Annotated in this window: 6 protein-coding genes; 5 read left to right on the top strand and 1 reads right to left on the bottom strand. The window is 71.4% G+C overall.

Features of this window, described 5'->3' with window-relative positions:
• The first annotated feature begins 33 nt into the window (after positions 1-33).
• From FNX44_RS22370 to glxA, 4 genes are all read left to right on the top strand, one after another.
• Positions 34-381: a DUF3817 domain-containing protein gene (locus FNX44_RS22370; protein ID WP_143650589.1), complete on the top strand. Its 348-nt coding sequence runs from the start codon at positions 34-36 to the stop codon at positions 379-381.
• Positions 378-668 (top strand): MTH1187 family thiamine-binding protein, encoded by a 291-nt coding sequence (locus tag FNX44_RS22365; RefSeq protein WP_143650588.1) that lies wholly within the window; start codon positions 378-380, stop codon positions 666-668. The genes FNX44_RS22370 and FNX44_RS22365 overlap by 4 nt, the downstream gene beginning before the upstream one ends.
• A 149-nt stretch (positions 669-817) precedes the next feature.
• On the top strand, positions 818-2,563 hold the full coding sequence (locus FNX44_RS22360; RefSeq protein WP_323369582.1) for a glycosyltransferase family 2 protein: 1,746 nt from the start codon (positions 818-820) through the stop codon (positions 2,561-2,563).
• A gap of 2 nt (positions 2,564-2,565) precedes the next feature.
• Positions 2,566-4,497 carry a radical copper oxidase GlxA gene (gene glxA, locus FNX44_RS22355; RefSeq protein WP_143650586.1) on the top strand — a complete coding sequence of 644 codons (1,932 nt, stop codon included), beginning with the start codon at positions 2,566-2,568 and terminating at the stop codon, positions 4,495-4,497.
• A 64-nt stretch (positions 4,498-4,561) separates the two neighbouring features.
• Here the strand turns inward: glxA and FNX44_RS22350 are convergent, their stop codons facing one another.
• Positions 4,562-5,569 (bottom strand): glycoside hydrolase family 6 protein, encoded by a 1,008-nt coding sequence (locus FNX44_RS22350; protein ID WP_143650585.1) that lies wholly within the window; start codon positions 5,567-5,569, stop codon positions 4,562-4,564.
• A 154-nt stretch (positions 5,570-5,723) separates the two neighbouring features.
• Between FNX44_RS22350 and FNX44_RS22345 the strand changes: the two genes are divergently transcribed.
• Complete coding sequence (locus FNX44_RS22345; protein ID WP_143650584.1) at positions 5,724-6,230, top strand: MarR family winged helix-turn-helix transcriptional regulator; 507 nt, start codon at positions 5,724-5,726, stop codon at positions 6,228-6,230.
• Positions 6,231-6,266 lie beyond the last annotated feature (36 nt).

Below are 6,266 nucleotides of genomic sequence, written 5' to 3'. Positions count from 1 at the left end.
ACAGGTCCCGCACCCACCCCCCGAGGACTCACCGTGGATCCGAAGACCGTCTCCGCCCTGAACAGGCTGCGTCTCGTCAGCATGCCGGAGGCCATCTCCTGGCTGCTGCTCATCGTCAGCTCGGTACTGAAGCGCACCACCGACTTCAACGCGGTCCCGGTGGTCGGCGCCGTGCACGGCTTCCTGTTCATCGCCTACGTCCTGGTCTGGCTGGACGCCTGGAACCGCGCGAAGTGGCCGCTCGGCCGGGCCGCCCTGTACTTCGGCCTGTCGCTCGTGCCCGGCGGCGGCTTCTACGCGGAGAAGCTGCTCCGCCGCGAGGTCGCCGAGGCCGCCGCCCCGGCCCCCGCCGCCGAGCCGCAGCCGGCGGCCAAGCAGTGATCGTCGCCTTCTCCGTGACGCCGCTGGGCGTCGGCGAGGACGTCGGGGAGTACGTCGCCGACGCCGTGCGGGTGGTCCGCGAATCCGGACTGCCCCACCGTACGGACGCCATGTTCACCAGCGTCGAGGGCGAGTGGGAGGAGTGCATGGACGTCGTGCGCCGGGCGGTGGCCGCCGTCGAGGCGCGGGCGCCCCGCGTGTCACTTGTCCTCAAGGCCGACATCCGACCGGGTGTCACGAACGGCCTAACGAGCAAGGTGGAGACCGTGGAGCGGCACCTGCGCTGAGGCGGCGCAGGTCGCGCCGCGCGGCGGCACATCACAGAGGTGGTCCGGCGAACTGACGCCGGGCCACCTCTTCGCCTCACCCCGTTCGACACACACCGACCGGTCCCTTTTGCTGAGAGTTGTCGCGATTCTCGGACGGAGGAGGGACCGTGGGGCTGCCGGCCTACGACTACGAGACCTACAGCCGCCTCGCGGGTCCGCTGACCGTGCCCGACGGGGGCCCCTACCGGGTCCGCTACCGCAGTCTGCTCTCCCGGGAGCCCAACCGGGTGCGGGCCGTCCTGCTGATGACCGCCGCGCCGCTGCTGTCCGGCGTCTTCCTGCTGTGGCTGGTGTGGCCCTCGCACTGGACGGACCGGGAGAACGCGCCCGGCTACCTGGTCGCCGCCGACACCGTGATGCTGGTGTGCATCGGCCTCATCGAGCTGTTCCGGCTGCTCAACGTGGTCTCGGTGGCGCACGCCACGATGGTGGCCCGCGACCCGGTCCCGGTGATCCCCGAACCCGGTACCCGGGTGGCGTTCGCGACCACCTACGTACCGGGCAAGGAACCGATCGAGATGCTCCGTGCGACGCTGGAAGGCGCCGTGCGGATGCGCCACGACGGCACCCTGCACGTGTGGCTGCTGGACGAGGGCGACGACCCGCAGGCGCGGCTGCTCTGCCGCGAGCTCGGCGTCCACCACTTCACCCGCAAGGGCGTACCGGAGTGGAACACCGAGTCCGGGCCGCACCGGGCGAGGACCAAGCACGGCAACTACAACGCCTGGATCGCCATGCACGGCGAGGAGTACGACTTCCTCGCCGCCGTCGACACCGACCACGTACCGCTGCCGAACTACCTGGAGAGGATGCTCGGCTACTTCCGCGACGCGGACGTGGCGTTTGTCGTCGGCCCGCAGGTGTACGGCAACTACGTCAAGCCCGTCACCAAGTTCGCCGAGTCCCAGCAGTTCCTCTTCCACGCGCTGATCCAGCGGGCCGGGAACCGCTACGGCTCGGCCATGTTCGTCGGCACGAACAACGTGGTGCGGCTGAGCGCGCTGCGGCAGATCGGCGGCCTGCGGGACTCGATCACCGAGGACATGGCCACCGGCTTCGAGCTGCACCGCACCCGCAACCCGGCGACCGGCCGGCGCTGGCGTTCGGTCTACACGCCGGACGTGCTGGCCGTCGGCGAGGGCCCGGAGTGCTGGACGGACTTCTTCACCCAGCAGATGCGCTGGTCCCGGGGGACGTATGAGACGGTGCTGAAGCAGTACTGGCGCCGACCGCACCGCTTCTCGCCCGGCCGGCTGCTCAACTACTCGCTCATGCTGGCCTACTATCCGATGAGCGCGGTCACCTGGCTGCTGGGCGCGCTCAGCTGCACGCTGTTCCTGTGGCTCGGCGCCTCCGGCACCCAGGTGACGGCGGCGGTGTGGCTGATGCTGTACAGCGACGTGGCCGCGCTCCAGATCGGCCTGTACGTCTGGAACCGCCGGCACAACGTCTCGCCGCACGAGCCCGAGGGGTCGGGCGGGCTGGCCGGCATGGCGATGTCCGCGATCTGCGCGCCGGTCTACCTGCGTTCGCTCGTCGCGGCCGTCTTCCGCAGGGACTGCCGCTTCGTGGTGACCCCCAAGGGCGAGACGGCCAGCCCCGACCGGCTGAGCACCTTCCGCATCCACCTGTTCTGGGTCGTCGTGCTCGGCAGCGGCTTCGCCGCGTCCGTCGTCCTGGACCACACCCACGTCGCCATGCGCACCTGGACGGTGCTCGCACTGGTGATCGCCCTCACGCCCGTCGCCATCTGGTGCTTCACCCAGTACCGCGACCGGCGGGAACGCCCGGCGCCCGAGCCAGAGTCGGCGCCGGCACTCGTCACCTCCACCGCCACCACGACCGGGAGCTGACCATGCCCTACCGTCCGAGCGCCCGTATGAAGAAGACCCTCATAGGCACCGGCATAACCGTGCTCCTTGCCGGCCTCAACGCCCCCGCCACCCTGGGGTTCGCCAAGGAGCGCTACCACGAGTACCGGATCAACCAACCCGAGTACAAGGCGCAGTACGGGTCCTGGCAGCTCGTCGACGTGCCGCCGCAGTACCGTACCAACGCCATCCACGCCGCCCTGCTGCACACCGGCAAGGTGCTGCTGATAGCCGGCTCGGGCAACAAGCAGGACCGGTTCGACGCCGGCAGCTTCGACACGATCCTGTGGGACCCGAAGGACAACAGCTACACCAAGGTGGCGACGCCGGAGGACCTGTTCTGCGCCGGCCACACCCAACTCGGCGACGGGAAACTGCTCGTCGCCGGCGGCACCGCCCGCTACGAACAGCTCGGCGACAACGTGAAACGCGCCGGCGGCGGGATGATCGTCAAGAACGAGAACCCCGACAAGCCGCACACCTTCCCCAAGGGCACCCGCTTCCGCGCCCCCGACGGCACCGAGTACGTCTCGGACTTCCCCGTCGTGGTGCCCAGGGCGAAGAAGGAGACCGACGAGGACGGCGGCGTCACCGTCACCGCCAGCGAGGCCCGGGTGTTCGTCGAGGCCGTGAAGGAGGGCCGGGCGTCGGTCACCGCCAAGCCCGCCCAGTACGAGATCGTCGGCCTCAAGGGCAAGGACGCCGACAACCTCTACGGCCTCGCCGAGAAGCTGACCCTGGACGACCAGGACTTCCAGGGCATCCGCGACACCTTCGAGTTCGACCCCGTCGCCGAACGGTACATACGGGTGGACCCCATGCGGGAGGCCCGCTGGTACCCGACGCTGGTCACGCTCTCCGACGGCAAGGTCATCTCCGTCTCCGGCCTGGACGACATCGGCGAGATCGTCCAGGGCGACAACGAGATCTACGACCCGGCGACGAAGAAGTGGACCGCCGGCCCCAAGCGGTACTTCCCGACCTACCCGGCGCTCTACCTCACAGGCGAGAACCAGCTGTTCTACTCCGGTTCCAACGCCGGTTACGGGCCCGCCGACAAGGGGCGCGACCCCGGGATCTGGGACCTGAAGACCAACAGCTTCACCGTCGTCGACGGCATGACCGACCCCGACCAGCTGGAGACCTCCAGCTCCCTGCTGCTGCCGCCGGCGCAGGACGCCCGGGTCATGGTGCTCGGCGGCGGCGGGGTCGGCGAGTCCCGCAAGTCCACCGCCCGCACCGCGATCGTCGACCTGAAGGAGCGGACCCCCGCTTACAAGGAGGGCCCGGCGCTGCCGCAGGGCACCCGCTACCTCAACAGCGTGATCCTGCCCGACGACACCGTCTTCACCACCGGCGGCTCCCGGGACTACCGGGGACGCAGCGCCAGCGACATCCGCAGGGCGCAGTTCTACGACCCGGCGAAGAACGAGTTCCGCGCCGCCGCCGACCCCTCGATCGGCCGGAACTACCACGCCGAGGCGCTGCTGCTGCCCGACGGCCGGGTGGCCACCTTCGGCTCCGACCCGCTCTTCGCCGACAAGGCCAACACCCGGCTCGGCACCTTCGAGCAGCGCGTCGAGGTCTACACGCCGCCCTATCTGCAGGGCGGCCGGGCCGAGACCCGGCCGGTCATCGGCACCGGGCCCGAGCGGCTGGTGCCCGGCCGCAAGGCGGTGTTCCAGACGAAGGACGCCGACCGGATCGCGAAGGTGCGGCTGATCCGGCCCAGCGCCGTCACCCACGTCACCGACGTGGAGCAGCGCTCGGTGGAGGTCGGCTTCGAACGGGAGGACGACACGGTGCGGCTGAGCGTGCCGGGCGACCGGGCGCTGCTGCCGCCCGGCTGGTACATGCTCTTCCTCGTCGACGAGGACGGCACACCGTCCGAGGCGAGGTGGGTGCACCTGCCCTGACCCGTGCTCCGGGCGGGGACGGGCGTCCGTCCCCGCCCGGGCCGTTCACTCCGCTTCCGGGGCGTCAGCCGGCCTCGGCGGCGGCGTTGCGAGCCAGGCCGAGTGCGTAGTCCGGCCACCACCTGCCGGCCGGGGGCCCGCCCCGGCACTCGCCGTCGGACTCGCCGGGGCGCTTGATCCACAGATAGGCGTCGACGAGCGGGTCCCCGGTCTCGAAGGTGGGGGCCCGGCCCAGCGACCGGCCGGGCGGGTTGCACCAGTCGTCCTCCCGGCCGTCGCCCAGCGGGCCGCTGCCGTTGCGGCTGGAGTCGATGACAAACGTCTTGCCGTCCAGGGCCTCGGAGATCCGGCGGCCGTAGCGGATGACGTCCCGGTCGCTCTGGAAGTTGGAGACGTTGAGCGAGATCCCGTCGGCGCGTTCCACGCCCGAGGCGCGCAGCGGATCGACCAGTTCGTCCGGGTCGGTGATCCAGCTCGGGTTGCCGGCGTCCAGGTAGACCCGCGTCCGGGGCTGCCGCTTGAGCCGGTCGACGGCCTCGCCGAGCAGCGCGGTCCGCTCGGCGTGGTGGACCGGCGGGGTACAGCCGTCCACGAGGTGCGGTACGGCGTCGGGTTCGAGCACCACCAGCGCGGGGTGGTCGCCGATGCCCTCGGCGAACTCCTCCAGCCAGGTCCGGTAGGCGGCGGCGTCCGGGGCGCCGCCCGCCGAGTACTGGCCGCAGTCGCGGTGCGGGATGTTGTAGGCGACGAGCACGACCGTCCCGCCGTCCCGGCGCGCGCCCTGGATCGCGCGGTGGATCTCCGGGCGGGGGTCCTCGCCGGAGGGCCAGACGGCCGCCGCCCGGTCGGCGATGCGGCGCAGCACCCGGGCGTCGTCGTCGCGGCCCTCGGCGTGCCAGCGCCGCACCTGGCGGGCCGCCTCGGAGCCGGGATCGACCCAGAACTCGCCCTTGGCGTCGGAGGTGCGCTCCGGCAGCCGCTCGGGGGCGCCGTCCGGGCCGCCGCCCCCGCAGCCGGCCAGCAGGACGGCCGCGGCGAGCGCGGCGAGCGTACGGGCGGCTGGGCCGGGCATGCGGCTCCCCTCGGATCAACGGCACCGGAAGTCCGACCAACCGTGACACAGCGGACGTCCACCGCCGGGGAGGACACCGCGCGGCCTTTCCGCCTGTCCACGGAACGAGATGGGGATATCCGCCATACGGCCGTCGCCCGGTAGGGTGCTACGGGTGTCCAAGCCGCTCAGCCTCTCCTTCGACCCGATCGCCCGAGCCGACGAGCTGTGGAAGCAACGCTGGGGTTCGGTACCCGCCATGGCCGCCATCACCTCGATCATGCGCGCGCACCAGATCCTGCTCGCCGAGGTGGACGCCGTACTCAAGCCGTACGGGCTGACCTTCGCCCGCTACGAGGCGCTGGTGCTGCTGACCTTCTCCAAGCACGGCGAGCTGCCGATGTCCAAGATCGGCGAGCGGCTGATGGTGCACCCGACCTCGGTCACCAACACGGTCGACCGGCTGATGCGCGCCGGACTGGTCGACAAGCGCCCCAACCCCAACGACGGCCGCGGCACGCTCGCCTCGATCACCGACCGGGGCCGCGAGGTGTGCGACGAGGCGACCCGGGACCTGATGGCGATGGACTTCGGGCTCGGCACGTACGACAGCGAGGAGTGCCAGGAGGTCTTCGCGCTGCTGCGCCCGCTGCGGGTGGCGGCAGGCGACTTCGTGGAGTGAGCTGACGGCCGGGGCCGCCGGGGCCGCCGGGGCCGC

This window comes from Streptomyces alkaliterrae (assembly GCF_007097205.2).
In the GTDB taxonomy this organism is placed as follows: Bacteria; Actinomycetota; Actinomycetes; order Streptomycetales; family Streptomycetaceae; genus Streptomyces; species Streptomyces alkaliterrae.
This window is presented reverse-complemented; position numbering and strand designations above follow the sequence as displayed.

What these genes read in the sequence shown, in the direction of transcription:
- glxA (WP_143650586.1), top strand. Translation starts at nt 2,566, where the DNA reads ATGCCCTACCGTCCGAGCGCCCGTATGAAGAAGACCCTCATAGGCACC.
- FNX44_RS22350 (WP_143650585.1), bottom strand. Translation starts at nt 5,569, where the DNA reads ATGCCCGGCCCAGCCGCCCGTACGCTCGCCGCGCTCGCCGCGGCCGTC.